Below are 25,461 nucleotides of genomic sequence, written 5' to 3'. Positions count from 1 at the left end.
TATCATTATAAGGCTGCTTATTTCTCAGCAAGCACCTCATCTAAGCGTTGTAGCACGTGCTCTAGTACGGTGTCGACTGCGTTTTGCTGATCCTGCAAAGAGTAATCTATCACTAAGTCGGGCACTACCGCAGTGGTTTCTGCATTACCACTAGGCCTTACTAGCAACCTGGTAGCAACATAGGCTCTAAGTTGTGAATGCGGTAAGTTAAATAAATTACCCTGAGCACTCTGGTTGGCAAATCCTCCTGTCGGTTGCCCAGCGAGAAGACCAAACTGGTTATCTTGAACAGTTGTTGCAAACACGATAGCAGCGGAATAAGTCACTGGGCCAGTCAACACGATGACGTTGCCATCAAAATGATGCTCAGAATCTAGCGGCTTTACATAATCGTCCCAATCTTTCGTTACCATGTCGCCAGGTTTGCCTTTGTAACTGAACAAACCTCTATTGTCCTGATTCAGCTTTTCAGTGACCTTGGAGACTAACCTGAATGGTTTGTCAGCTATGTAACGAGCAAGCTCTGTGGCGGTATCAGTGTTGCCGCCAGTGTTATCGCGAATATCAATAATCAATGCTTGCACCTTGTCTTGTTGAATGCGGCTAAACACAGTATCAAGTTGATTGGAAAATTTGCTGGGCTCGATGTCAAAGCTGTCAACATTCAAGTAGCCAACTTTCGAGTTTAGCTGCCTGTAAACAAACTCATCAGAAACCTGCCGAGTCTCAGTAGCAGCGAGCCTCCAGGATTGGCTGTTATCTATGTGTAACGTCTGGCGTTGTCCTTGATGTAATAACTCAACATCGAACTGTCCAATAAAACCAAAAACGGCCCACAGTAAATGTGGAAATCGTTCTGCCACAAAAGCTTCACGTAACTCTTGTGTTTCACCGCCTACATAGTTTTGGGCTTCAGAAAAAATCTGCGAAATTTCCAAGCCGTTAATACTGATAACTTGGCTTCCAGCATAGAGGTTCTGATTTTCTGAGGCATATTGAACAGGTACGAAGACACCGTTTTTTGTTAAATCTATCGAGAAAGGAAAAGGCTTCTCACCACTCTTTTGTAGGTAGTTCAGTTCCTGGTATGGCCAAATCAAAAAACTGTGTCCATCCTGAAACGCATGGGACAACCTGCCGATATGACGGAAAAACTCTTTGCGTGTCATAGGGGCCGTAATATTTGCTTTGGTCTGTTCCACCAGTAGGTTTAGTTTCGCTTCATCAGCATACCCAGAAAAATCTGGGTGCCTTTGCTTTACGCCAGTAACAAAGGCATCAATATCCTGATGTAAAAGTTCTGGTGCAATCTTTTCCTGCATTAAAGCGGGATCATCGAGCTCTGGGAAAATGTCTAGATGACTACTTGAACATCCGACGAGAAACAATAAGCAACTCACTAAAAAAGCAATGGTTTTCATAATATGGCTCCTATGTATTGAAGCTAATGTTAACAAGCAGTTTGTGAAGGTTTTGTCGGATGTAGTGCTATAAGAGCTTGACAATATCCCGACATTCTCACTGCTAACATACAGCCATCAAATAACAGGAGTATCACGATGAAATTATTTACTTATTTGTTTGCTGTAATGTTGTTTACCAGCCAGGCTGCATTCGCTGATGAGAAACGCGTACTGATGCTGATTTCCAGCTACGGCACCGAGGCGAACCCTGAACTGAGTTATGATCTGGAAGAGTTGGCCCAGTCCTATCTGGTGTTGCATGACAATGGCGTAAAATTAGATATTGCCAGCCCAAAGGGCGGCGCGGTACTGGTGAAAAATAATAAAGACTCGCTGGACTATATTCAGCGCTTTAAAGCTTTGGCTACAGAAAAGTTAGCAAATACTCTGGCAACAGAGGATATTGATATTAGCCAATATGATGGTGTCTTTATTGTTGGTGGTGCTGGGGCCATGCTGGATTTGCCCGCTCATGAAGCAACACAACAACTGTTAACCCATGCTGTGCAAATCGATAAAGTGATCACTGCAGTTTGTCATGGGCCGGCAGCAATTGCTGATATCAAGTTATCTGATGGCAGTTACTTTGTCGCCGGTAAACAGGTCAATGGTTTTACCAACGTTGAAGAGCAAGCTTTTAGTGGTGAACATGTGGCACAGTTTCCTTTCCTACTTCAGGATCGTCTGATTAAGAATGGCGCGCGCTTTGTTCAAAATGCTCCGATGCTGCCTTACGTCGCGGTTGATGGCAAACTGATTACCGCACAGAATCCTGGCTCTGTTGCAAAAGCAGCTGAAGCCATGGTGTTGGCGCTTGATTTAGCGGTCGTTCAGCGTACCCCTTTTGCAGACGAAAACACTATGTCTTTGCTGTCGCAGGCGCGTCAAAATGGTCCAGTTGTTATTGATCTGGCATTGCAAAATCCCAATCACAATATTGATATTAACTACCTGGCTTTATACGGCTTTTATGCCTACCGCTTAGCTGATGATGCTGACAAACTTCGAGAGCTGGCAATCATGCAGGTGATCAGTAAGCATTTCTCTCACCCTGAATTTGATGCTCAGTTCATTATTCAATCGTTGGAGCAGGGGCAACTCAATCAAGCCCGAGAAGCATATTCTGAGTTTGCAAAACGTTATCCAGAGCATGATTACGTCAGTGAGTTAAAAACTAAATTAATGCTGTAATGTAAACCACTGTGCGCCAGTCGTCAGCTGGCGTAATAACAAATCAGAATTAGGAAGAGGGCACAGCAAGTATGCTTTCAAGACGAGTCAATAAAGCCTTTGTGCAGCAGACAGCTCCAAGTGTTCGTAAGCTGGTGATTGGGTACTCTATTGTAATCATGGCTATTTTTGCTTCGAGTGAATCTGTGGGTAATCAAACGGCAATTGATGCTGATTTAGTAATAAATAAAAAAGCACTATTGATTGGTACTGTGACTCAAGTTGAACTTCATTCTAAAGTATTAAATCAAAGCAGAAGCATTTCTATTCATTTGCCGGAAGCTTACACTAAATCAGAAAATGCTTATCCAGTTCTATATCTGCTGGATGGTGAAAGACACCTGCCGCATGCCTTGCTTGCGACTCGGTTGTATCTAGAGTTGGAAGCCATACCTGAATTGATTATTAATGGCCTCGGAGGTCTCGGAGGGGCAAGCTGTTTACAGCGCCTACCAACATTTTATAAAGCTTTTATCTGAACAAGCGCCAGAAAACTTACACTGGAAAACGGAAGTTATGCCCGGACAAAGCCATATCAGTAACTATTACATCAGCTTTTTTAACGGCATTCTCTGGGTATTTAAAGACTGAAAGGCAGTGTCTAAGGCTTAATTGGTTAGGTCTTTACAATCAGTTTAATCATCACTCAAGGCCAATAGTGGCTTTTTTAGCAGCAAATTGTTTTGGGGTTTGCCCAGTTTTCAACTTGAAAGCCTTGTAGAATGATGACTTTGCATTGAAGCCTGACGCGAACGCAACGTCTAAGATGGGCAGTTTGTTCTGCCTGATTAGTTGTTTGCTATACTCAATTCGGTGGCTATTCACATAATCAAAAAACGAACTGTTTAGTTTTTGATTCAGTGTTTGCGAAACATAATTAGGTTTTTCTGCTATCTCAGCTGCCAGTAGTTTAAGCGATAAATCCGGGTTTAAGTACAATGACTTAGCTTTCATAACTTGTTCGATTTTGTCAGCAATTTTTTCAGAACGCTGCTCATCAAGCCCGGAACGGCTGTACTTTGCCGGTGTTCCTTCCAACGTTGTCAACGTAGCAATAGTATCAAGGTCCTCTTTTTGCAGGTATCGCTCATTGAAGCCAGGCTTTTGCCGCAAGCCCCAAAACGAAATTAACCAAAGAAGTGCAAAGTAACCTACCAATAGTGTATTTGTTAATACATCATTTGCTTTACCCGAGAAGCTCAGTAAAAGTGTGAAGAAAGCGAGTATCCAAACAACGGATATCCCTGAAATGACGAAAAATAGCCAGCCCATTTCTCGCTTGTCGTTAGAGGCAAACAATTGCTTAAGTTCTCTGCGATAAGTTAGCAAGCGTCGAATTATCAAGTAAATATAAATTGATGACTGAATTATCCAAATCAACATAAAGGCGAAAGTGGACATTGCCAGTAATTCCGTTGTTTGCGAAAGAGGTTGTTCTGCCCCATGCATCAGCTCAACCAGATATTGAGAGGGCGTCAATATCAGCACCAAGGTATATAACAAAGCAAGTGCAGGCAACACAAAGTGTAAATATCGATTTTGATTGATATGCCACTCTGTGGGTGAACATATGGCTTTGACATAAAACCACAGACATATTGGCTGACAAATGTAGCTGGGGATAACTGTTGCAAGACTATAAAGTCCAATATCAGGTACAGCTTGTATCAAAATTGGCAGGGCGTTTGCGAATGATGAGAACATCAGAAAGAGCGCTAGCATAATATAAGCTTGACTGATTTCTCTTCTTGCAATGAGCATAGGGACCACAATGCTAACGAGTCCCAGAGTGGCAGCGAATACGTAGTTTGCAAAATAGGTTTGCATTTATGGTTTACCTTAGAAAATGTTTGCTCAAAAAGTCCTAGCCGTCATGCACGGTCGATAGCAATCCAAGAACACGTCAACCTTCATGCCTTCCACAAATTAATGTTAAAGGAAAAGGCAAAAAAATGAGGTCGGCCAACTATGTTACCGGAATAGCAGCGCTAGTGCTGTCGTTTATTTACATCTCTGCATTCGTGTACTACGGCGCGTACTGGAGTTTCCCCCATGAGAGTGACGCTCCAACCAAGATGATGTTCATTGCAGAGCACCAAACTATAACCTCAGCTTTTTTGTTTATTACCTACATACTGTTTGGTTTAGTTTTATCGATGCTAGTCACTGGCACGTCGCGCATACTGGGGAATGCTAGCGAAATTCTAAAGTCTGTAACAACCGCTTTTGGATATCTATGGGTAGGCTTGGTGATCGCAAGCGGTATGATAGCAATTAGTGGCGTCACCTATGCTATTGATATAGCCCACACTGATGCTCAAAAAGCATTGGATGCTTGGACCATACTAATGACAATTGCACAAAGCATTGGTGGAGATAACGAAATTGTTGGGGCGGTATGGGTAATACTTGTCAGCGTTCTAGCGCTAAAGGCAGACGTTTTATCTAAGAACCTGAATTACTTAGGTATTGCAGTTGGTTTAGCTGGGGTCGCCACAATTACTCCTCTTATGATTTTCAAAGAGCTTTTTGGGGTTTCACAAATCATTTGGTTTTTTTGGCTGGGGGTGTGCTTTTTGCGCCAGGCCTCTGATGATGTCAGCTTGACAAATTCACGACGATCTCCTTGTTAGCATCCAGTAATTACATGACAGGAATAGAATTAATGAAACTACTGACTTACCTGATTACCGGCTGTCTGATATTGGGGCTGGTACCATTTGCAGCTACCAGAGCTGAAAGTACTGTTGTAGCAAATACCTCAACGTCCGACATAAAAGCGACCATTATCAATAAGCTAGTTGTGGCCTACGGTGGCCCCGCCCTGCTTAACGCTGACAGCATTAAAGTCGTTGATTACAACAAAGGCCCCTGGCCAGGTGAGGGTGAAACGCCCGATGTGCCTGAACTATGGCGTATCAATGAAGAGTTAACCATCGACTATAAAAACCAGCGCAAGAGTTTGCTGTCGTATCGGGTGCCACGAACCACGCTGGATCTGGAAAAGTGGATTCAGCAAGGCGATAGCACAGTGATGTACGATATTCTGCATAAAAAATACTCGGTGGAAAACTGGGCAAAATTTGAACGCTTAGGAGCTTCGCTGGAACGTAGTAGCGATACGCTTCAGGCTAAACGTTTAGCGGGTTTAGTGTCAGAAGTACAATATAGTGGTGATGAATACTATCGTGGCCGGTTGCAGCAAAAGTTAATGCTTAAACATGCATCTGGTGAGCGCTATACCTACTTTGTCGATAAGACTTCCGGGCTGATACACAAGATACTGCGCCAGCACCCGCGTGCCGGTGACATGCTTTATATTTTTTCCAATCACCAGACGACTGGAGAGCTGGCCTTTGCCCGTGATATGAATTTCTTTGTTAATGGCCAGCTGCGTCTGAGCTCAGTGCATCGTGATCTTGAACTCAATCCAGATCTGACAACGGCCTTTAGCGGCTTTAACGATTTTACGGCTTGGGGAGAAACCATTGAAAACCCGGGGTTAACAGCAAAAAAACTGACAGATAATGTCTATCAGGCAGGTAGTGGTCGCGCACTAACAGTATTTATTGAGCAAGCCGATTATTACATCGCCATGGGTGCGGCAGATGCAATAGAGGAAAATTTTGCAGCGATTAAACAAGTGTCAAAGCATGATAAGCCACTCAAGTACTTTGTGGTCACGCATCATCATAATGCCAACGTCAGAGGGCTAGACAATGCATTGTCGCTGGGCGCAATGCTGGTAGTTGCCGAGTCACATCAGGAAACTATCTTAAAGCATGTCAGTGACGCATTGGTTGCGGAAAAGCTACTGGTAGTGCCACCGCGAGAATCATTCACGCTGGGTGACGTAACACTGTTTGATATCGCCACTGCGCATGCACAACACTACCTGCTGGCTTACTTACCGGCTGCAAAAATGGTGTTAGCAGAAGACCACTATGTGACCGAGTTAAAAACGGCCAAGCCGCGGATTTATCACGATATGGTTCGTTTTGCCAAGGCACTGGATGAACTCGAATTAGATGTTGCGACCTTGGTTGATATACGTGGCTGGCGACAATTTACGATGGAAGAATTCAGGGAGTGGACCTCCGACTTTACGCCAAAACACTGCCCTGAAGGCTACAGCATCTGTGCAAATGGCTAAAGGCAGTAGCTTCCAAAACGGTGAGTTTTTTAAACTCTGGCAAGGTAGAAAACTGGCTAGAACTGCCAGCTTTGAGCGCGGTATCGATGACTCTGTATCACAGCGGCATAAAGTGCATTTAGAAGCTGGGCATCAGCCTTTAGAGCTAATCATACTCCGACAAGACTTTGATCGCTGGGGCTTAAGCTGGTTGGAACTAACCCCCTTCACTAAGTTAATGCATTGAAAATTGGGGTTGGCCAAGCAGGTTTATGAATGAGGGATTTAATGCAAGTTTTGCTTGATAAGCGTCTCTGTTTTGTTGTCACCGCTAACCTACTATTAGAAAAAAGGTTGTAGTGCCAAGCTACGGCCGCCCTCAACAATTTTTCTAAGGTAAAAATTTCAGACAATAAAAAAGGGCGCATTGCGCGCCCTTAATCACTGAAACTAACTTAAGAGGTTCGTTTTAGAATACGTATTGGAAACGTACTGCTAAACCGTCGCCGTCTTTGTCGATGCCGCCTTCAGTCATGTCAGCTGAAACATAGTTCAAGCCGATACGAACTGCATCATTAGCGTAGTAGTTCAAACCTAATGTGAAGACTTCTGCTTCGTCTGTACCTGGCTCATAGTTGCTGTAACGACTGAATACTTCCCAAGCGCCTGCATCACCTTTTGGTTTAACGCGCTTGAATACGCCTTTGCTGTATGGGCGTGATTCACCAGTTAAGATATAGCCTGCTTGAGCATAGTAACCTTCGATGTCGGTGTCTGCTGCCAAGTTACCACCATCAACTTCACCGTCGAAGTATTCAGCTTGCGCATGGAATGGACCTGAAGCGTATGCCACTTCAAGGTTATAAGCCATGATGCTTTCACCAAGAATAGAACCAGAACCTACTTTTTCATCTGCTGTATGAAGTTCTAAACGCTGATCGGCTTCACCGTAAGTGTTGCCAGCCAGACGGCTTTGCGTATAACCAAAACCTAAGTGGAATACTTCGTCTTTAGTAGCGATTGGTGCAGTAGTTACACGGCCTGAGAAACCAGTTGCGATGTTGTTACCTTCTTCACCGCGATCGTAAATACCGAATTTCCAAGTGAATTCGTTGCTACCGCCACCTAATGACACACCATAGTTTTTACCCGGTGCCAATGCGTTAGTAATAGTTGTACGCTCGATAGCCGTGATATCTTTAGATGAAGTGTTTTCTTCAAAACCGAAAGGCTCTTTGTGTTTACCGATTAATAAATCTGCACCATCAATGCCGGTATATTTTATGTAGGCATCTTCTAGATTGCTTTCCCCGCTGGCATCATTATAGTTAACTTCAATTTTGCCTGACCAGTCTTTAGCAATTTTGCCAGAGATACCGATACGGCCACGACGGATCTCAGAGTCAGAACCCGATTCATCTGTAGTTGAGAAAGCATCGCCATCCCACATGTCGATGTCATATTGAACACGACCGAATACTGAGAAGCTGACATCATCAGTTTTAACAGTAAAGCCACTACCAGCTTTACCAGAAGTTTCTGTTTCGGCAAATGCCGGAGTAGATATTACAGTAGCAACGGCTACAGCGATTAGTTTTAATTTCATTGTCTTCTCCAATAAAGGGGTTTAATTAATTGACGCTGGCAATTTTACGGAGATTTTATGACATTTGCATGACAGAAAAGCGAAGGGTTTGTGAAACTCTTTCTTGTCATGAAACTTTTTCTAAGCACCTGGCTCTTCATAATAATGCCATTCGGCTGTCACATTACCTGCCTGTTTCTTAATAACCTTAATATAACTGTAACAAACGACTTATATACTAACCTGCATCAATAAATGGTTAATTAGTCATGAATACATCAGTTAAAGAGACCACGCGCAAACTTTTGGATCAACAGACCCAAAGTGGCAAACATAAGCGCAGAAAAATCAATGACTTAATAGCTCGATACAGTATTGCGCTGGGCGGGCTTTCCGTAATTGGTGCGGTAGGGCTTATCTGTTTTTACCTATTCTGGGTGGTGTTTCCGATATTTAAGCCTGCCAGCGTTGAGTTGGAACAGGATTATAGCTGGCAACAATCTGAGCCGCAGTATATGTCGGTGGAAGAATACGGTGAAATTGCTTTTTCTATCAGTAAAAACGGCGATTTAGGCTTTTTCAGTGTTGAAGATGGCAGCATTATTGATAAAGCACGATTTTCGCATGATGCACAGCCTACAGCATTTGCTGAGCTGGATCTGAAAGGGTTAATGGCCGCCGGCTTTGCCGATGGCAGCTTTCAGCTATTCTCTCATAAGTACAAAATCAGCTATCCGAATAACGAGCGCCACATTGAGCCACAACTTCAATATCCTTTCGGTGAAGACAGTTTTGAATTGACCGATAGCGCAATCACTCGACTGTTCGGCAGTCGCTGGGAAGACGGTATCGTGGTTGCATCGGTTGGTGCTGATCAGAAAGTTACTACGGTAACTTACTCTATCGATCAGAACTTCCTGACCGAAGAGCTTACCTTGGAAGAAGAGTCTCGCGACAGCTTTGAGATTCCATTCGCACCAAAATATGTGTTAACCACACCAGGCCCTGACTGGTTATATATCATTAGTGAACAGGGCGATCTGATCGCCTATCGCCATGTTGATGATGAGTGGGAGTTTCATGAAAGCCTATCATTGGTGGAAGGTGGACGAAGTGTTACTGAAGCCGTTTTCCTGTTGGGGCAGACGTCATTATTAATTGGTGATAGTGAAGGCGCTGTTAGCCAGTGGTTCCAGGTTCGTGGAGATGATGGCTTTAATCTTAAGAAAATTCGCGACTTTAAATTATCGGAAAATGCTATTTCGCAAATCATTATCGAAAAGCGTCGCAAAGGATTTATTGCATCAGATGTCAAAGGCAAGATGGGGATTTTCTACACCACCTCAGAGCGACAGCTGGAAGAGTTTGACTTTGGACAAGGTCTACAGGCTTTGGCCATAAACTCTCGCAGTAACAGCTTAGTGGGTATTGGTAACAACGGTCAGGCGACAGTGTTTGCAGTGGAAAACGAACATCCTGAAATTTCCTGGTCTGCTCTGTGGAATGAAGTCTGGTATGAAAGTTATGAAGAGCCTTCATTTACCTGGCAGTCATCTGCATCGACCAATGACTTTGAATCCAAGTTCTCACTGGTTCCACTCAGCTTCGGTACTTTGAAAGCGGCAATTTATGCGATGCTTTTTGCTGTGCCTTTGGCAATTTTCGGAGCGATATTTACTGCCTACTTTATGGCTCCTAAAATGCGCTCAATGGTCAAGCCTACCGTTGAAATTATGGAAGCATTGCCAACCGTAATTTTGGGTTTCTTGGCTGGTCTTTGGTTGGCACCGCTGATTGAAGAGCATTTAGCGGGTGTCATTCTATTAATTATATTGCTACCGATAGTTACCGTTCTATTTGGATTTACCTGGACAAAATTGCCTGGCGCTATTAAGCATCGTGTGCCTGATGGTTGGCAAGCTGCATTGCTATTCCCGATCATTATTTTTGGTACGTTCCTGGCTTTCTGGTTAGGCGAGCCAGTTGAGTCAGCTATGTTCAATGGCAATATGCCTGCATGGTTAAACGAGCAGGGGATTACCTACGATCAACGAAATTCATTAGTGGTCGGTATCGCCATGGGCTTTGCCGTCATACCAACTATTTTCTCGATTACTGAAGATGCGATTTTCAGTGTGCCAAAGCATTTATCCAATGGTTCATTAGCATTGGGTGCTAGCCAATGGCAAACATTGACACGTGTAGTCATTCCAACCGCGAGCCCCGGTGTTTTCTCGGCGCTGATGATTGGTCTTGGACGCGCGGTTGGTGAAACCATGATCGTATTGATGGCAACAGGGAATACGCCAATCATGGATATGAATATCTTTGAAGGTTTCCGTACTTTATCTGCGAATATTGCAGTTGAAATGCCGGAGTCGGAAGTAGGCAGTTCGCATTACCGAGTATTGTTCCTGGCGGCATTTGTACTCTTCCTGTTTACCTTTGTGTTTAACACCATTGCGGAAATTGTGCGTCAGCGTTTGCGCAATAAGTACGGTTCACTTTAAACCCAAGAAGAATTGATGAGAATATTAAGCGAGCTGAATGATGAGTAAAAAATTCTTTCAAGGCGGACAACATTGGGTTTGGCTCAATGCAGGCGCGATCAGTATTTCAATATTGATGGTGGTTGGGCTATTGCTGCTTATTGCCTATCGAGGGCTAATCCATTTCTGGCCCGCGGATGTACAGACATTTACCTTTGAAGTCGATGGTAAGCAAGAGTTGGTTCTGGGTGAAATACACAGCCATGAAATTGATACTCAGGATGGTGTTGATCGTGAGCAGTATCTTCTAAAAGTGGGCAACCGTGATATGTACGGAATCGATTTCCGTTGGGTTGATTTAAAACATTTGCACTCAACCAACACCAACCAAGAGGTTACTGTTCTAGAGCGCCACGAGTGGGGCAATGTTTACGGCTTTGTCAAAACCGTTAACTATGATGGCAAGGTGCATGAAGGCGACTTTGAAGCATTGGCAAAAGTAGTTGATCGAGCTACGGACTTACACGAGCAAATCCGTGACATCGAAAAAGATGATATTGGCAGCATCAACTATGACATTGAACAGCTGCGTCTAGAAGAACGTCGTCTGGAGATTGAAGGTAACCTAACACCAGAAGCTAAGGCTGATATTGAGCAACGTAGACAGGATCGCAAGAAGGACTTTGCGCAATTTCAGCAGCAGTTGGATGAGCTCTATGCTCAGATCAAACGCGACAGTGCGGTGTTCGAGTTGGTCGATGGACGAACAATAAATGTTGCAGCCAATAATATGGTGCGCGCATTCCAGCCAAATAATATGAATGCTCTGGAAAAAACCGGTCATTATTTTTCAAAACTCGGTGAGTTTATATTTGATGAGCCTCGTGAAGCTAATACCGAAGGCGGTGTATTCCCAGCTATTTTTGGCACTGTAATGATGGTCTTGCTAATGTCGGTGGTGGTTACGCCGTTGGGTGTGGTGGCAGCGGTTTATATGCGCGAGTATGCTAAGCAAGGCCCGCTAACTCGGACCATTAGAATTGCCGTGAATAACCTCGCAGGTGTGCCTTCGATTGTTTATGGTGTATTCGGGCTTGGCTTCTTTGTTTACTTCCTCGGGGGCTCGATTGACGACTTGTTTTATCCCGAAGTGAAACCAGCGCCTATGTTCGGTACACCAGGTTTGATCTGGGCTTCTCTGACGCTTGCGCTGTTGACTCTGCCGGTGGTGATTGTATCGACTGAAGAAGGTCTGTCACGGATTCCCAAATCGATTCGTGAAGGTAGTTTGGCGCTAGGCGCAACCAAGTTTGAAACTTTGTGGAAAACGGTATTACCGATGGCCAGTCCAGCCATGATGACTGGTTTGATTTTAGCGGTAGCGAGAGCCGCCGGTGAGGTTGCGCCTTTGATGCTGGTAGGTGTCGTAAAATTAGCACCAACTTTACCCCTGGACGGCAATGCTCCATTCCTGCATTTAGAACGAAAGTTTATGCATCTTGGCTTCCATATTTATGACGTCGGTTTCCAAAGTCCAAACGTTGAAGCGGCGCGTCCATTAGTTTATGCCACTGCTTTGTTGCTGGTATTAATCATTATCCTATTGAACGTAGCAGCAATTAAGATTCGTAACAATTTACGCGAAAAGTATAAAGCGCTAGAGCAGTAGTTGAACTGCCAAGCGACAATACTTTGAGCAACCAAAAGGTGACAAACATGACACAAGAGCGGACACAAAATCAGACACAAGAACTGAATATGAAGAACGATACAGCGAAAGCCGAAACTTATAATCCTTTAGCGGGTGAAAACATTGCGATTGAAGTTGAAAATCTCAATCTATTCTATGGCAATAAACAAGCCTTGTTTGATATAGATTTGCATATCCCGGAAAAGAAAGTAACCGCTTTTATCGGACCATCGGGTTGTGGTAAATCCACATTGTTACGCTGTTTCAACCGTATGAACGATCTGGTTGATATTGCACGCACCGAAGGTCAAATACGTCTGGCTAATCAGAATGTTTATGGCCCTGGTGTTGATGTTGCCGAACTACGCCGCAAGGTTGGAATGGTGTTCCAGAAGCCGAACCCCTTCCCAAAATCGATTTATGAGAACGTTGCTTATGGTCTTCGGTTGCAGGGCATAAACAAACGTCGTGTGCTAGATGAAGTGGTTGAATGGGCACTTAAAGGTGCTGCACTTTGGGACGAAGTTAAAGATCGTCTGCATGAAAATGCGTTAGGTATGTCTGGCGGCCAGCAGCAACGACTGTGTATTGCTCGAGCGATTGCGGTGCAACCTGAAGTATTATTACTGGATGAGCCGGCTTCAGCATTAGATCCGATTTCGACCTTGAAAATCGAAGAGCTGATCAACGAACTGAAAAATGACTACACCATTGTGATTGTAACGCACAACATGCAGCAGGCCGCGCGGGTTTCGGACTATACTGCCTTTATGTACATGGGTGACATGGTTGAGTTTGATAATACGGATACTATTTTCACCAACCCTGAAAAGAAAAAAACCGAAGACTATATTACAGGTCGGTACGGTTAATTTCAGGTTGGTACTAAGATTGATTTCTGACCTTAATTAAGAAAGGTAAACGAGGTTTATTATGATGGATAACGAACACTTAGGAACCCATATTTCTAAACAGTTTAATGCTGACTTGGAAAACTTGCGGGAAGAAGTTCTGGCGATGGGTGGTATTGTTGAAGAGCAAATCACCCTGGCGCTAGATGCTTTTACCAACAACGATAGCACTATTGCTGACAAGGTTATTGCTAACGAAAAAATGGTCAATGCTAAAGAAATCAAAATTGATGAGGCATGCACTAAAATTCTGGCAAAGCGCCAACCAGCAGCGGGCGATTTGCGCTTAATTGTTACTATTCTCAAGACTATTACCGATCTGGAACGGATGGGTGATGAAGCCGAGAAAGTAGCTCGTATGGCTAAAGCACTTGCTAACAAAGAAATGGCTACTGCACATGTCAAACTGCATTATGGTGCTTTGCTGCATCTGGGCAATCACGTAAAAAAAATGCTGCATGATTCTTTAGATGCATTTGCTCGAATGGATGTTGATTCTGCAATCAATGTAGCCAAGTTGGATAACCAGGCTGATGAAGAATACAATGCTATTTCACGCCAGCTCATCACCTATATGATGGAAGAGCCGCGCCGTATTTCTGAAGTGTTAGACTTTATGTGGTCAGCGCGAGCGTTGGAACGGATTGGTGACCATGCTAACAATATCTGCGAGTATGTAGTCTATCTGGTTCAGGGTGAAGATGTACGCCACAAAAGCTGGGATGAGATGCAGCGTTTGGCAAAAGATGAATAACCCAAGCCATTGAACAGAACAATAGCTGAAAAGAACAAGGAAAACACATGAATGCAAAAGTATTAATTTTAGAAGACGAGCGCGATATTCGTGAAATGCTCGCCTTTTGCATGCAACAGGCCGGCTATCAGGTTGAGCAGGCAGCGACTGCTGAGCGAGTGTTCGGACTGTTAAAGGAAGGATTCGTGCCTGACATTATGCTGGTGGATTGGATGTTACCAGGTGCATCTGGTGTCGAATTGACCAAGAAACTGAAAAAAGATCAGAAGTATCAGGATGTGCCAGTGATTATGTTAACCGCACGCGGCGAAGAGGATGATCGGGTACAAGGTCTGGAAGCCGGTGCTGATGATTATGTGGTAAAACCCTTTTCGCCAAGAGAGTTGCTGGCCAGAGTCCAGGCTGTCTTGCGCCGTAGCGGTAAAGGGAATAATCCCAGCGAGCAAATCTCGCATGGTGATATCCAGCTGGATACTGCGGGACATCGCGTTCAAATCAATGGTGAGGAAGTTCACTTAGGTCCAACCGAGTATAAAATCCTGCATTTTTTCATGAGCCACCCAGAGCGTGTCTATTCACGTGGACAGTTATTAGATTCTGTATGGGGACAGCAGGTGGTGGTTGAGGAGCGCACGGTGGACGTTCATATCCGTCGCTTACGAAAAGCATTGCAAGATTATAATGTAGAAAACTATGTGCAAACTGTGCGAGGATCTGGTTACCGTTTCTCGGCAAAATAATTAAGCATAAGGCGCGCAAATATCATGTGGACGAATCGTTACTGGCAAACAGAAGTATGGACTCTGGCCTTTATCATTCTGGTCGTTGGGCTGATTGGTTCACTCTTTGATCGTGCCGCTGCTTCTGTTGCCGTTGTTATATTCGTCTATTTATTTTGGAATCTGATTCAACTGTCGCGGTTGTATAAATGGCTGGTCAAATCAAGAGCGCTGTATCCGCCATCAGCTCCGGGGATCTGGGGTGAGATTTTTAATCATCTTTTTGTGCTCCAGCGGAAACACCGTAAAGAGCTAAAAAAGCTAAAAGGGATTATTTCTGAATTTAGAGCCTCAACCTCAGCGCTGAAAGATGGTGCATTGATCATCAGCAATAATGGTGAAATTCGCTGGTTTAATCGCGCAGCAGAACGCTTATTAGGACTGAAATCCAGCACCGATATCGGACAGCGACTATTTAATTTGTTACGACACCCCAGTTTCATCGAATACGAGCAAACCCGCGATTATAACAAGCCCCTGATCATTCACTCTCCAGCTGATGAGCGATTAATCCTCAACATTCGGATTACACCCTATAACGATGATCAGCGTTTAGTGATTATTCGTGATATTACTGAAAAACAACATCTGGAAAGAGTGCGCCAGGACTTCGTTGCCAACGTTTCGCATGAACTTAGAACACCGCTGACTGTGATTACCGGTTATCTCGAAATGCTGGATCCAGAAAATAATCCGCAATTGGAATCAGTCGCCAAGCCATTGCAAATGATGCACCAACAAGCCCTCAATATGGGACATTTGGTCGATGACCTGTTGTTGTTATCAAAACTGGATGCCAAGGCAGAAGAGAATGGAAAACAGGAAGTCGATATCAACTTAATGCTCGACAGTATATGCGCCGAAGCGCGCTCGCTGAGTGGCGAGAAAGAACATCAGATCCTGTTCCACACGCATACCAACGCCAACCTGTATGGCTCCGAGAAACAACTAAGAAGCGCCTTTTCAAACCTGATCTTCAATGCCGTCCGCTATACCCAGTCCAAAGGCCGAATCGACATTTTCTGGAAAGAAGATGATAGCAATCTGATCTTAGAAGTGCAGGATAATGGCCCTGGTATCGCAGAAGAACATATTCCAAGACTCACCGAACGCTTTTATCGCGTAGATAGTGGACGCAACCGCTCACAAGGCGGAACTGGACTCGGCCTCGCTATCGTCAAGCACGTCCTTGAAGGCCATAATGGAAAACTTAAAATCCAAAGTGAAATCGGTAAAGGCAGCACCTTTAGCTGTGTGTTTGAAAAAAATTAGTGAAGAATTTATTACGTACTTACTGAATTTAACCTATTTGTCACCCTCCAACTTGTTCAGAAACTAGGGCAAGTCGTAACTCCGACAGATTGCGACGCATCTTTTTGCTACTGTTTATATTCTCTGTAGAGAATACCTGTATTATTCATTTTTATTAGAAGGGCTCTTTGGAATTCATGAGAAGTAAGCAGTGAGAAATCATAAAAATATTGTGCACTTGCCTGTAGAGAATAAGCGGATTGATGAGCCGGAAGCGGTGAATGGTTGGTGGCTGGGTTTATATAACAATGTGATGAGCTGGTCTAGACAAAAGAGGCAAGGGAATGAATTAGTGGATGAGTTGCAGGCGTTGCGAGAAAGGAATAGAGATTATCGCACCGTTGTGCGGAGCGCAACGGTGATCTTGAACCGTCAATATGATGATGAGCTTGCTAACAAAAAGAAGGATACAGATTGGGATAACTCATGAATACCCAATAGGGTAGGCTTTAGTTCCTAGAAAGACCTTAAATGAAAAAGGCGGTCACATTGAACCGCCCTTAGTAGAAAAATTACTAATTATTGCTCGTATTTTTCGAAGACCAGACAGGCGTTGGTGCCGCCGAAGCCGAAGCTATTGCTGAGGACGCGCTTAATGTCTACACCGTCTTCGCGTTTTTGTACGATTGGCATACCTTCGGCATCTTCATCAAGCTGAGTAATGTTGGCTGATGCGGCAAGGAATTTATCGCGCATCATAATCAGGCTGTAGATGGCTTCGTGTACGCCGGTTGCGCCGAGAGAATGGCCGGCTAGTGATTTGGTTGAGCTGATTTTTGGCAGCTTGTCACCAAAGACTTCTTTGATCGCTTTCAATTCGGCCGTGTCTCCAACTGGAGTACTGGTGCCGTGGGTGTTGACGTAGTCGATATCACCTTTAACAGTGGCCAGCGCCTGTTGCATACAGCGGACTGCGCCTTCACCGGAAGGGGCGACCATGTCATAGCCATCGGATGTTGCGCCATAACCAACCAGTTCGGCATAGATTTTTGCGCCACGTGCTTTGGCGTGTTCGTATTCTTCCATAACCAGGATACCGCCACCGGATGAGATGACGAAGCCATCACGGGTTGCGTCATACGGGCGGGATGCGGTTTCTGGCGTATCATTATATTTGCTTGATAACGCGCCCATGGCGTCAAACAATAGGGTTAAGCGCCAATCTTCTTCTTCGCCACCGCCAGCAAATACGATGTCCTGTTTGCCCATGGCAATTTGTTCATAGGCGTTACCGATACAGTGTGCACTGGTCGCGCAAGCAGAAGTGATGCTGTAGTTGATGCCTTTAATTTTAAATGGGGTCGCCAGACAAGCTGAGGTGGTGCTGCCCATGGTTTTAGGGACGGCATAAGGGCCAACGCGTTTTACGCCGCGTTCCAATGCAATATCAACTGACTCAACTTGTGTGCCTTGCGAACCGCCGCCAGAGCCTGTGATTAAGCCAGTACGGATGTTGGAAACTTGCTCGTCGCTTAAACCAGCATCTTCGATCGCTTGTTGCATCGAAATATAGGCATAGCCGGCAGCATCACCCATAAAGCGGACAATTTTGCGGTCAATGTGATCTTTAATATCCATATCAGGCTTGCCGGCGACGTGGCTGCGCAGTCCTTTTTCTTTATAGATATCTTTGAATTTGATACCGGATTTGCCTTGTTTTAATGACTCGGCAACTTCCTCAACATTGTTTCCTAAGCATGAAACAATGCCCATACCTGTAATAACGACTCTTTTCATAATGACGATACTATTTTTTATAGTGAATGAGTTGGTTTAGAAGGATTCGACGCTGTCGAAAATCCCGACCTTTAAGTTTTCCGCAGTGTATATCTTCTTTCCGTCTACGGAAACCGAACCGTCGGCAATTATCATCTTTAACTTGCGCTGAATCACACGTTTAACGTCAATACGATACATGACTTTTTTAGCCGCGGGTAGAACCTGACCGAAGAATTTTATTTCGCCGGAACCCAGGGCACGGCCTTTACCGAGCGAACCAAGCCATGACAAGAAGAAGCCGGTTAATTGCCACATGGCGTCGACACCAAGGCAACCAGGCATAACAGGGTCGCCCTTAAAATGGCAGTCAAAGAACCAGGACTTTGGAGAGATATCCAGCTCTGCTTCGATGTAGCCTTTGCCATATTCGCCACCTTCATTGGTGATTGTTGTGATACGGTCCATCATCAGCATATTGGGTAAAGGTAGTGGGGAAAGCTTGTTGCCTTGAGGTCCTACCAATTCACCGTTACCGCAGGCAATCAGGTCATCGTAGGAATATTGGTTTGTTTGTAGCATGAAACACCTTATGTGATGTGAATTTACATGTTGACTGAAAGTGTCAATTGGTAGGCATTATGCCTGTTTATGAGGCCGGTACTGGTTTGACCTTGTATAGTAACAGGTTTGAGTTTGCAGGGTTTTTGACTGAAGTCATAAAATGGGAATATATCGCGCAGGGGCAAGTTATAACTTGCCCCTGCAAGGGTTTGAAAGAAAGGGCTAGTATATTCGGCAGCCCTTACCTGAACCTGAAGGGGTTTTTAGTCTTAAAAATTCCAAACTATGCTGGCGGCGACACTGCGACCAGGTTCAGCTAATAATGGCAGGGTTGGGTCATTTATCGGATAGTTGGCGACATTGCTGTTGCGCCAGTAGGTTTTGTCGGTCAGGTTGAATATCCCCAGACTGAGGTGTAAGTCATCAGCTGGGAACCAGCGGGTGATCCAGTCAAAGCTGGTGTAGCCTGGAGCCGAGAAGAGCTGATTGTCGCTGGCATCGAATAGTGCTTTTTGAGACTTGCTGGCAGTTGCCACCAGGCGCGTTTCCCAGCTCATCGAGGTTGGCATATAGCTCAATTCAACAATGGCCATCGGTGGGCGCACATCCGCAATCGGTTCGCCGGTATTTTTGTCTTCGCCACGAATATATTCCAGTTTTACATCGGTTGAAATCGTGTCGGTAAAGTAATGTTTAAGCCTAAATTCACTTCCCTCAATGATGACTTTATCACGGTTAATGGATTGGAAAATCATGGTGCCGGCGTCGAAACCGACAAAGGCTCTACTTTGGATGAAGTCGCTGTAGCGGTTGTGGAACAGGGCGAATTCAGCCTGAGTATCGGTGCCGCGATAACGTAGTCCGGTTTCAAAAGTGTAACCTCGTTCAGATTTCAGCTCTGGATTAGAGATGGCTCGGATATTGAACATGGGGATATCAAGGCCAATATTGACGTCGGCAAAGGGCGGCGCACGATGGCCGCGGGCATATTGGCTAAACCATTCCATGTCATATCCGATGGGCATCAACAAACCTAACTTGGGTAGCCAGGCATCGCTGGTTAAATTGGTTTTATTGGCGTTCGGGAACTGGCTGTCGAATAGCGGGTCATTGTTTGCTTTGAGTTCATAATGCTCAAAGCGCAGTCCAGGGCTGATGACTAGACCGTTGCTCCACAATTCAATTTCATCATGTAGATAAACACCTAGCTCGCGCACGGTACTTTTTGGAAAGTCGCGCAAAGGAAACACTTCGCCAAGCACAATATTGGTGGTGTCGTTGGTATTGAGATTAGTTTGCGATGCGTTGCGCAGTTCAGTTAATTTAGTTTCGCTGAACTCAAAGCCATAACCAAGACGTTGCGTTAAGTCTCCATTAACAAGACGCGTTTCGAGATCAGTACCTAGTCCCAGTGTTTTATGGTCATAGTTAAATTCTCGCACCAGACTGACAGGCGTTGGTGCTAGTAGCCTTTCCTCAAAAGTATCCTGTTCGGTTTCGCTTTTTTGGTGCCATAAGCGCCAGGTACCCTGATCAACAAAGCCAAGCTTGGTGAAATGGTGGTCGAGCAGAACCCGCGTCTGATCGCGCTGATCATCACCTACCATCGAAGTGGTGTTGGCCAGGCGCCCTGTACCCAGAACTGCATTGATGTCAGTGAGACGCTCATCTTGAAGTCCATCAATGGTCAGGCGGAAGCGGCCATAATCGGTGTTCAGACCTGCGCGGATCAAGCCCGCATATTGGGTTCTATTTTGCTCATCAGCTGTAGTACCAGCAGGTAAATTAGCGACATCCGCTTCATGACCGTATTGTTTTGCGCCAGCAAGCAGGAGTGAAAAATCATCTTGCTCAAAGGCTGTTGCCAGCGCCAGGTTGTAGCGATCACTGTCTGTATTGTAGCCAGCCCTGAGCCAGTTCGCCTGACTGTCGCCCTGTAAGATATCTGAAGCGTCAAGCAAGTTCATGGCGACTACGCCACCGAGTGCTTTACTGCCATAAAGAGTGGATGCCGGGCCGCGCAAAACTTCAACGCGACTGACTAGACCCAGTTCGAATAAGCCGCGCCCAGAGTTCGCAAAGTTGCCGACGCTGTAATTATCGGCAATCGGAACATTATCGACTACTGTGACTGTACGGTTGCCGCCAATTCCACGAATACGAAAACCACCATAACCAAAGCGTGTACTGCTGTCGTCTACTTCAATACCAGGTTCGTAGCGCACCAGATCATCAATGTTCAGCGCAATGTTACGCTCAATATAATCATGATCCATGATGGTCACTGTGCCAGCCACCTGCGAAATATTGCGCGGCTGACGGTGTGCGACAATAGTCATGACTTCAGCATCATCACTTGCCTGAACTGTCTCAGTTGAAGGCTCATTTTTATCGGCAGGATCATTCTGCGCTGCAAATAGTGCTGCTGGAGAGGTGGCTAAAATGGAAGTGATTAAAGCGGTCAGATAAAGTTTGCTGGTTGCTTTTTTCAACGCTTCTTTGTTCATGAGTTCTCGCTTACCCTGATGCGCGGGAGTTTTAGGGTTAACAAACCCTGGTCATTCATAAAAAAGCTAGCTGATGAAAGCCTTGTTAAATATCAGGCTCCAAGCAGCTAGCTTAATAGTAACGCCTAGTAAACTTCGTTACGGGTGTTGTAGTTGTTGAATTTACCGGTTGGGGTCACAATTTTTGGCCCTTTGATGACATGCTTCAGTTTACGAGTTTTGTCATCGACAATCACAATCGCAGACTCTTCTTTCATGCCGCTCCAGACCGAGAACCAGACTTCATCACCAGCTTTGTTGTATTCAGGCTGCACGATACGTTTTGGACCTGGTCCTAAGTCTGCCCACTCGGCAATTGGCAGAGTTACAAAGCCAGCATCAAGGTTATCGATATTAAATACTGCTACCGACTGACTGACATTGGTATCAGGATTCAATGGCGTATCCACCCACAGGTTCTTGGATTTAGGGTGAGTTTTGATGAACAGTGAGCCGCCACCCTGACCTTCAAGAATACGCACCACTTTAAAGGCGTTATCTTTATGCTTTTCAGGGTCAGTACCAATCAAGGTAATATTGGCATTACCTAAAGCACTGGTAGCCCAAACTGGACCATTGTCCGGGTCAATGAAGTTGGCCCCGCGCCCAGGGTGAGGAATGCGCTCAACCGGAATCAAGGCTTCCAGTTCACGGTCTTCGGCATCAACCACCGCAATGGTGTCGTTTTCGTTAGCTGCTGTTAGGAAGTAGCGTCTTGAACTGTCCCAGCCACCATCGTGCAAGAATGGTGCTGCATCAATGGTCGTTACCTGTAGGTTGTCAATGTCAGAATAGTTGACCAGTTTAATTTGGCCAGTTTCTTTAACGTTAACGATAAACTCAGGATGTTTATGCGAACCGACGATTGCCGCTACGCGTGGCTCTGGGTGATACTCCTGAGTATCTACTGTCATGCCGCGAGTGGAGACAATTTTCTTAGGCTCCAGGGTTTCGCCATCCATCAACACATAGTGTGGTGGCCAGTAAGCCCCAGCAATGGCAATTTTGTCTTCATAGCCTTTATAGCGTGAGTTCTCAACTGAGCGTGCTTCCAGACCGATTTTAATAGTGGCAACCACGCTTGGCTTTTTCATATAGAGGTCAATCAGGTCAATCTTGCCATCACGACCAATAGTGGTGAAATAGCGACCTGAGCTCGAAGCGCGAGAAATATGTACCGCATAACCGGTTTTAACGTAGTTCAGCACCTTCTTGCTTTTACCATCGATAATGGCCACTTCACCTGCATCGCGCAGAGTGACTGCAAACATGTCATCGACATCATAGTTGTGCTGTGGTTTCTTAGGACGATCTTCTGGCTTAACTACGACTTTCCAGCTGCCTTTCATTTCAGGCATGCCCCATTCTGGTGGCACTGGAGGTTCGTGTTGGATGAAGCGGGCCATAAGATCAATTTCTTTTTCGGTTAATTCGCCCGATGTTCCCCAGTTCGGCATGCCGCGCGGCGAACCGAAATTGATCAAGGCTTTGAGGTAGTCAGTACCTTTTTTCTGGGTAATGTCTGTGGTTAAAGGCAGACCTGTTGCACCCTTACGTAACACACCGTGACAACCGGCACAGCGTTGGAAATAAATCTTTTGTGCTGTCTCGAATTCATCTTCAGTGATAGGTGGTGCTCCAGGTGTTACCACCATTTTGCTACCATCAATGGTTGAAGGCGCACCTTTATAGGCGACCTCAGCGGCTGTTGCTTCAGCGTGAGGTTTACCGGCTGAGCGATCGCCTAGACCAGCGCCAGAACGAACTTTTTTGACGTCATCTTCGCTGACTTCACCGAGTTCGTTGCCCCACGAAGTGAGGACATAATTGGCAATGTCGGTAATATCTTCATCAGAGAGATGCTGCATCGGAGGCATCACGGCGTTGTATTTTTGGCCTTTGACCTCTAATGGACCTGATTTACCTTTAAGAATGGTTTCGACCACATAGGCTGGTGTTAGATTGGGGTTATCGGCGAGTGGAGGAAAAGCGCCAGCTAAACCCTGTCCCGTAGGTTGGTGACAGGCCTGACAATTTGCCTCATAAGCTTTTTTACCATCATCAGACGCATGCGATGCATCACTTGCAAAAAGCATCACCGCTAACGCTGAACTGACAAGAGACAGCTTGATTGAGAGTGATTGATTCATTGTGTGCCCTCCTTAGGACATTTTCTTCCTGATCCCATTGAATATTCTAGAGAGTGTCGATGAGGTGTTTCTGATCTAAATCAAACAAGCGGTAACAATTTTAGTGTATTGATTAACCTGGGTGCTTGACTTAGACGGACACTCTACCTTTAGCAATTATTATTTCCTTGCTCCCTAGACTGCCATATCTGACAGCTCTGTTCAAAATATATATATAGCCATGAAAAATCAAGGGCTTACAAATGTTTTTGCTCAAATTGTGTACATGTCATCAAACTGACACATATCAGCATTAATATAGCTCGCAATAGCTGGTGAGGCTGGATATTGCTTGGAAATGACGTGCTTTCATATTTATCAGGTGGCAAGCAAATTAATGTCATTAAAGCGTCATATTTAAGTCATATCCTTTTAATAAAGCCTCAGCATAATAACCAGCGTTAGTTAATGACATTGGCATCAAGAGACCTATAGCGATTGATGGCACAAATTTTTAAGTTGGAGAAATGATATGAATGTATTTAAGAAAGTTGCTTTAGTTGCTGTGGTTTCAGCTTTGTCAGCTGGCGTAACGCAGGCTAAAGTTGATGAGAAGCTGCCAGTCTATGAAAAAACCAGTGGTGTTTCTGGCAACTTGTCTAGTGTGGGTTCCGATACACTGGCTAATTTAATGACATTATGGGCAGAAGAATTTAAGCGTCAGTATCCTAACGTCAACATCCAGATTCAAGCAGCCGGTTCTTCTACTGCGCCGCCAGCATTGACTGAAGGTACTTCCAACATCGGGCCTATGAGCCGTTTGATGAAGGACAAAGAGCTTGAAGCATTTGAAAAGAAACACGGTTACAAGCCAACAGCTATCGCTGTAGCGATTGATGCCCTAGCGGTTTACGTTCACAAGGACAACCCGATTGAAGGTATGACAATTGCTGAAGTTGATGCTGTTTTCTCATCGACTCGCAAATGTGGTGCAGATAAAGACATTAGTAATTGGGCTGATTTAGATTTGGCTGATTTGGGCGATATGCAGATTTATGGCCGTAACTCAGTATCAGGTACTTACGGTTACTTCAAGAAGCACGCTTTGTGTAAAGGTGACTTTAAAAACAGCGTAAACGAACAGCCTGGTTCTGCATCAGTGGTTCAGTCAGTAGGTTTGTCTAAGAACGCCATCGGTTATTCAGGCTACGGCTACCGTACTTCGAGCGTGAAAGCAGTACCATTAGCGAAAAAAGCAGGTGGTGAGTTTTACGAAGCTAACGCTGAGAATGCCATTTCAGGCAACTACCCATTGGGTCGTCAGTTGATTGTGTATGTTAACAAGCATCCTAACAAGCCACTTTCACCAATCGAGTTAGAGTTTATGAAGATGGTTCTTTCTAAAGTGGGCCAGGAAGTCGTTGTTAAAGATGGTTACATCCCATTGCCAGCTAGTATCGCTGAAAGAGAACTTCAAAAGTTGATGAAGTAATAAAATCAAACCCTGTAGTAACAACTTTAGCCGGCTCAATAGAGCCGGTTTTTTTATGGGTGTAACCTAATCCTTAGGTGGGATAAGACGCTTCCCACTATAGTGATAATTTAGTAACCTAAGCGGGTTTCTTTATCACTATAAATACACTAAGGAATGTTTCATGAAGCGAATTTTAATACTCATATCAGGACTATTGTTGATTGCTGCCTGTAAGACTGTACCTGTTTACGATGTCCATAATGAGCCAGTGAACAATGTTTCCGGCCAGTCTGATCTGACGTTGGAGCAGGTGGAGAAGGTTATTGTTGGGGCTGCGATTAAAAGAGGATGGAAACCAAGGATTGTAAGTCCTGGCTTGGTCGAAGCAAGGCTGGACTTGCGTCAACATACCGCCATTATCAATATTGCATTTACATCTTCAAGTTACAGCATCAACTATGTTGATAGTCAAAACTTACATTATGATGACGGCAAAATTCATCGTAATTATAATAACTGGATTACCAACCTTTCTAGAGATATTCAACTAGGTCTGTGGGAACAAACCAGTCGTTAATATAGTGTAGATAGAGCTATTAAAAGGGCGCCGCTGTGGCGCTCTTTTTTTGCGTGGAGTTTGACTCAGAAGCAAGCTGCAAAAGCCATGTTATAGTAGTCACAAACTTGA

The 25,461-nt window shown here is 44.8% G+C and carries 21 protein-coding genes; 14 read left to right on the top strand and 7 right to left on the bottom strand.

The window, feature by feature from the left end; all coding sequences use genetic code 11:
• Positions 1-17: 17 nt before the first annotated feature.
• Positions 18-1,421, bottom strand: coding sequence for a S41 family peptidase (locus KKOR_RS10585; protein ID WP_015781121.1), 1,404 nt, complete (start codon positions 1,419-1,421; stop codon positions 18-20).
• 138 nt (positions 1,422-1,559) lie between these two features.
• Between KKOR_RS10585 and KKOR_RS10580 the strand changes: the two genes are divergently transcribed.
• Positions 1,560-2,654, top strand: coding sequence for a type 1 glutamine amidotransferase domain-containing protein (locus KKOR_RS10580; protein ID WP_015781120.1), 1,095 nt, complete (start codon positions 1,560-1,562; stop codon positions 2,652-2,654).
• A gap of 71 nt (positions 2,655-2,725) precedes the next feature.
• Entirely contained in the window at positions 2,726-3,172 is a 447-nt protein-coding gene (locus KKOR_RS10575) for an alpha/beta hydrolase-fold protein (RefSeq protein ID WP_015781119.1), read from the top strand.
• Positions 3,173-3,335: 163 nt separating this feature from the next.
• Here the strand turns inward: KKOR_RS10575 and KKOR_RS10570 are convergent, their stop codons facing one another.
• The gene (locus tag KKOR_RS10570; RefSeq protein WP_015781118.1) at positions 3,336-4,520 is read right to left on the bottom strand and encodes a helix-turn-helix domain-containing protein; all 1,185 of its coding nucleotides are present in this window, start codon (positions 4,518-4,520) and stop codon (positions 3,336-3,338) included.
• Positions 4,521-4,768: 248 nt separating this feature from the next.
• Here KKOR_RS10570 and KKOR_RS10565 point away from each other — a divergent pair, with 248 nt between their 5' ends.
• The 3 genes from KKOR_RS10565 to KKOR_RS10555 are packed head-to-tail and all read left to right on the top strand — an operon-like array spanning position 4,769 to position 7,072.
• The gene (locus KKOR_RS10565; protein WP_143715064.1) at positions 4,769-5,326 is read left to right on the top strand and encodes a hypothetical protein; all 558 of its coding nucleotides are present in this window, start codon (positions 4,769-4,771) and stop codon (positions 5,324-5,326) included.
• A 32-nt stretch (positions 5,327-5,358) separates the two neighbouring features.
• On the top strand, positions 5,359-6,846 hold the full coding sequence (locus KKOR_RS10560; RefSeq protein ID WP_015781116.1) for an MBL fold metallo-hydrolase: 1,488 nt from the start codon (positions 5,359-5,361) through the stop codon (positions 6,844-6,846).
• Complete coding sequence (locus KKOR_RS10555; RefSeq protein ID WP_015781115.1) at positions 6,839-7,072, top strand: hypothetical protein; 234 nt, start codon at positions 6,839-6,841, stop codon at positions 7,070-7,072. The genes KKOR_RS10560 and KKOR_RS10555 overlap by 8 nt, the downstream gene beginning before the upstream one ends.
• Before the next feature lie 222 nt (positions 7,073-7,294).
• Here KKOR_RS10555 and KKOR_RS10550 read toward each other — a convergent pair whose 3' ends face one another.
• Positions 7,295-8,431 carry an OprO/OprP family phosphate-selective porin gene (locus KKOR_RS10550; protein WP_015781114.1) on the bottom strand — a complete coding sequence of 379 codons (1,137 nt, stop codon included), beginning with the start codon at positions 8,429-8,431 and terminating at the stop codon, positions 7,295-7,297.
• A gap of 248 nt (positions 8,432-8,679) precedes the next feature.
• Between KKOR_RS10550 and KKOR_RS10545 the strand changes: the two genes are divergently transcribed.
• The 7 genes from KKOR_RS10545 to KKOR_RS10515 all read left to right on the top strand — a co-directional run bounded on the left by KKOR_RS10545 (position 8,680) and on the right by KKOR_RS10515 (position 16,774).
• Positions 8,680-10,920 (top strand): ABC transporter permease subunit, encoded by a 2,241-nt coding sequence (locus KKOR_RS10545; RefSeq protein ID WP_015781113.1) that lies wholly within the window; start codon positions 8,680-8,682, stop codon positions 10,918-10,920.
• 40 nt (positions 10,921-10,960) lie between these two features.
• Entirely contained in the window at positions 10,961-12,568 is a 1,608-nt protein-coding gene (pstA, locus tag KKOR_RS10540) for a phosphate ABC transporter permease PstA (RefSeq protein ID WP_015781112.1), read from the top strand.
• Positions 12,569-12,657: 89 nt separating this feature from the next.
• Entirely contained in the window at positions 12,658-13,461 is an 804-nt protein-coding gene (gene pstB, locus KKOR_RS10535) for a phosphate ABC transporter ATP-binding protein PstB (protein WP_407635488.1), read from the top strand.
• A 61-nt stretch (positions 13,462-13,522) separates the two neighbouring features.
• On the top strand, positions 13,523-14,254 hold the full coding sequence (phoU, locus tag KKOR_RS10530) for a phosphate signaling complex protein PhoU (RefSeq protein WP_015781110.1): 732 nt from the start codon (positions 13,523-13,525) through the stop codon (positions 14,252-14,254).
• 47 nt (positions 14,255-14,301) lie between these two features.
• Positions 14,302-14,994: a phosphate regulon transcriptional regulator PhoB gene (phoB, locus tag KKOR_RS10525; RefSeq protein ID WP_015781109.1), complete on the top strand. Its 693-nt coding sequence runs from the start codon at positions 14,302-14,304 to the stop codon at positions 14,992-14,994.
• A 24-nt stretch (positions 14,995-15,018) separates the two neighbouring features.
• Positions 15,019-16,305 carry a phosphate regulon sensor histidine kinase PhoR gene (phoR, locus tag KKOR_RS10520; protein WP_015781108.1) on the top strand — a complete coding sequence of 429 codons (1,287 nt, stop codon included), beginning with the start codon at positions 15,019-15,021 and terminating at the stop codon, positions 16,303-16,305.
• Positions 16,306-16,495: 190 nt separating this feature from the next.
• On the top strand, positions 16,496-16,774 hold the full coding sequence (locus KKOR_RS10515) for a hypothetical protein (protein ID WP_015781107.1): 279 nt from the start codon (positions 16,496-16,498) through the stop codon (positions 16,772-16,774).
• A gap of 89 nt (positions 16,775-16,863) precedes the next feature.
• Here KKOR_RS10515 and fabB read toward each other — a convergent pair whose 3' ends face one another.
• The 4 genes from fabB to KKOR_RS10495 all read right to left on the bottom strand — a co-directional run bounded on the left by fabB (position 16,864) and on the right by KKOR_RS10495 (position 23,320).
• On the bottom strand, positions 16,864-18,081 hold the full coding sequence (gene fabB, locus KKOR_RS10510; protein WP_015781106.1) for a beta-ketoacyl-ACP synthase I: 1,218 nt from the start codon (positions 18,079-18,081) through the stop codon (positions 16,864-16,866).
• Between the two features lie 36 nt (positions 18,082-18,117).
• Positions 18,118-18,642: a bifunctional 3-hydroxydecanoyl-ACP dehydratase/trans-2-decenoyl-ACP isomerase gene (fabA, locus tag KKOR_RS10505; protein WP_015781105.1), complete on the bottom strand. Its 525-nt coding sequence runs from the start codon at positions 18,640-18,642 to the stop codon at positions 18,118-18,120.
• Between the two features lie 251 nt (positions 18,643-18,893).
• Positions 18,894-21,131 carry a TonB-dependent receptor domain-containing protein gene (locus tag KKOR_RS10500; RefSeq protein ID WP_015781104.1) on the bottom strand — a complete coding sequence of 746 codons (2,238 nt, stop codon included), beginning with the start codon at positions 21,129-21,131 and terminating at the stop codon, positions 18,894-18,896.
• Between the two features lie 125 nt (positions 21,132-21,256).
• Positions 21,257-23,320: a cytochrome D1 domain-containing protein gene (locus tag KKOR_RS10495; protein WP_015781103.1), complete on the bottom strand. Its 2,064-nt coding sequence runs from the start codon at positions 23,318-23,320 to the stop codon at positions 21,257-21,259.
• Between the two features lie 511 nt (positions 23,321-23,831).
• Here KKOR_RS10495 and KKOR_RS10490 point away from each other — a divergent pair.
• Positions 23,832-24,791: a PstS family phosphate ABC transporter substrate-binding protein gene (locus tag KKOR_RS10490; RefSeq protein WP_015781102.1), complete on the top strand. Its 960-nt coding sequence runs from the start codon at positions 23,832-23,834 to the stop codon at positions 24,789-24,791.
• 163 nt (positions 24,792-24,954) lie between these two features.
• Positions 24,955-25,350, top strand: a complete 396-nt coding sequence (locus KKOR_RS10485) for a hypothetical protein (RefSeq protein ID WP_015781101.1) — start codon at positions 24,955-24,957, stop codon at positions 25,348-25,350.
• Positions 25,351-25,461: the final 111 nt, after the last annotated feature.

Source organism: Kangiella koreensis DSM 16069 (assembly GCF_000024085.1).
GTDB lineage: Bacteria > Pseudomonadota > Gammaproteobacteria > Enterobacterales > Kangiellaceae > Kangiella > Kangiella koreensis.
This window is presented reverse-complemented; position numbering and strand designations above follow the sequence as displayed.

What these genes read in the sequence shown, in the direction of transcription:
- KKOR_RS10580 (WP_015781120.1), top strand. Translation starts at nt 1,560, where the DNA reads ATGAAATTATTTACTTATTTGTTTGCTGTAATGTTGTTTACCAGCCAG.
- KKOR_RS10570 (WP_015781118.1), bottom strand. Translation starts at nt 4,520, where the DNA reads ATGCAAACCTATTTTGCAAACTACGTATTCGCTGCCACTCTGGGACTC.
- pstB (WP_407635488.1), top strand. Translation starts at nt 12,658, where the DNA reads ATGAAGAACGATACAGCGAAAGCCGAAACTTATAATCCTTTAGCGGGT.
- KKOR_RS10490 (WP_015781102.1), top strand. Translation starts at nt 23,832, where the DNA reads ATGAATGTATTTAAGAAAGTTGCTTTAGTTGCTGTGGTTTCAGCTTTG.
- KKOR_RS10575 (WP_015781119.1), top strand. Translation starts at nt 2,726, where the DNA reads ATGCTTTCAAGACGAGTCAATAAAGCCTTTGTGCAGCAGACAGCTCCA.
- phoU (WP_015781110.1), top strand. Translation starts at nt 13,523, where the DNA reads ATGATGGATAACGAACACTTAGGAACCCATATTTCTAAACAGTTTAAT.
- KKOR_RS10550 (WP_015781114.1), bottom strand. Translation starts at nt 8,431, where the DNA reads ATGAAATTAAAACTAATCGCTGTAGCCGTTGCTACTGTAATATCTACT.
- KKOR_RS10495 (WP_015781103.1), bottom strand. Translation starts at nt 23,320, where the DNA reads ATGAATCAATCACTCTCAATCAAGCTGTCTCTTGTCAGTTCAGCGTTA.
- KKOR_RS10485 (WP_015781101.1), top strand. Translation starts at nt 24,955, where the DNA reads ATGAAGCGAATTTTAATACTCATATCAGGACTATTGTTGATTGCTGCC.
- KKOR_RS10555 (WP_015781115.1), top strand. Translation starts at nt 6,839, where the DNA reads ATGGCTAAAGGCAGTAGCTTCCAAAACGGTGAGTTTTTTAAACTCTGG.
- KKOR_RS10560 (WP_015781116.1), top strand. Translation starts at nt 5,359, where the DNA reads ATGAAACTACTGACTTACCTGATTACCGGCTGTCTGATATTGGGGCTG.
- phoR (WP_015781108.1), top strand. Translation starts at nt 15,019, where the DNA reads ATGTGGACGAATCGTTACTGGCAAACAGAAGTATGGACTCTGGCCTTT.
- phoB (WP_015781109.1), top strand. Translation starts at nt 14,302, where the DNA reads ATGAATGCAAAAGTATTAATTTTAGAAGACGAGCGCGATATTCGTGAA.
- fabB (WP_015781106.1), bottom strand. Translation starts at nt 18,081, where the DNA reads ATGAAAAGAGTCGTTATTACAGGTATGGGCATTGTTTCATGCTTAGGA.
- KKOR_RS10500 (WP_015781104.1), bottom strand. Translation starts at nt 21,131, where the DNA reads ATGAACAAAGAAGCGTTGAAAAAAGCAACCAGCAAACTTTATCTGACC.
- KKOR_RS10585 (WP_015781121.1), bottom strand. Translation starts at nt 1,421, where the DNA reads ATGAAAACCATTGCTTTTTTAGTGAGTTGCTTATTGTTTCTCGTCGGA.
- pstA (WP_015781112.1), top strand. Translation starts at nt 10,961, where the DNA reads ATGAGTAAAAAATTCTTTCAAGGCGGACAACATTGGGTTTGGCTCAAT.
- fabA (WP_015781105.1), bottom strand. Translation starts at nt 18,642, where the DNA reads ATGCTACAAACAAACCAATATTCCTACGATGACCTGATTGCCTGCGGT.
- KKOR_RS10545 (WP_015781113.1), top strand. Translation starts at nt 8,680, where the DNA reads ATGAATACATCAGTTAAAGAGACCACGCGCAAACTTTTGGATCAACAG.
- KKOR_RS10565 (WP_143715064.1), top strand. Translation starts at nt 4,769, where the DNA reads ATGATGTTCATTGCAGAGCACCAAACTATAACCTCAGCTTTTTTGTTT.